The sequence below is a fragment of the Lactobacillus nasalidis genome, assembly GCF_016587775.1.
Lineage (GTDB): Bacteria > Bacillota > Bacilli > Lactobacillales > Lactobacillaceae > Lactobacillus > Lactobacillus nasalidis.
This window is the reverse complement of the sequence record NZ_BOCG01000301.1, coordinates 1-644: the sequence shown is the minus strand read 5'-3', so window position 1 is coordinate 644 and position 644 is coordinate 1. Positions and strand designations below refer to the sequence as shown.

1 protein-coding gene is annotated in these 644 nt (G+C 43.0%); it reads right to left on the bottom strand.

Features of this window, described 5'->3' with window-relative positions; genetic code table 11:
* Positions 1-47: 47 nt before the first annotated feature.
* Positions 48-644: RNA-guided endonuclease InsQ/TnpB family protein (locus lacNas_RS05350; RefSeq protein ID WP_244661424.1), on the bottom strand; the 597-nt coding region annotated here is incomplete at its 5' end.

Sequence of the window (644 nt, the reverse complement as noted above, 5' to 3'; positions counted from 1 at the left end):
ATGACTAAGGCCAAGGCCTTAGCCATTAACTCTCCTTTCTTTTAAATTTATAGCGCATGATTTAACTCTGGATGCTCAACCAGCGCTAGAAGGCTAAGCATCGCATTCTTGTCCCGATCTACGACTATGCCATAGTTCGGGCATTTTTCGTTATAGCAGACGTACTCATTGTGTTTAGTACCATGTTTCTTGTTTCCGTAAAGAGTGATCTTGTCATCACCTTTTTTAACATTACCACAAGCCGCACAACGCTGAGTAGACGGGTACAGCTTATTTGCCAGAATAAGTTCCTTACCGTACCAATCGCACTTGTAGGTCAAGATCTGCTTAAATTTGCCAAACATCGACCGGTGAACACCCTTTGAAGCTACGTGGCTCATCAGCATGCCCTTAACCGACAGGTTTTCGATCACGATCTTGTCGTAGTCATTAACCAGTTCAGTCGTAAACTTCTGCATCAAGTCATTTTGGATATTGCCAGCTTTGCGATAGCAAGCTTGAAGCTTGGCTTTCGTCTTCAAGTAGTTCTTGCTTTCGCAAGCAGCTTCTCCATTTTTGACTTGCTTTTTGGCAAGCTGCCTTTGATAGTGCTTGATTTTTTTATAAATTCTATCAAGCTTCTTAGGCAGTACGTTCACCCGGCC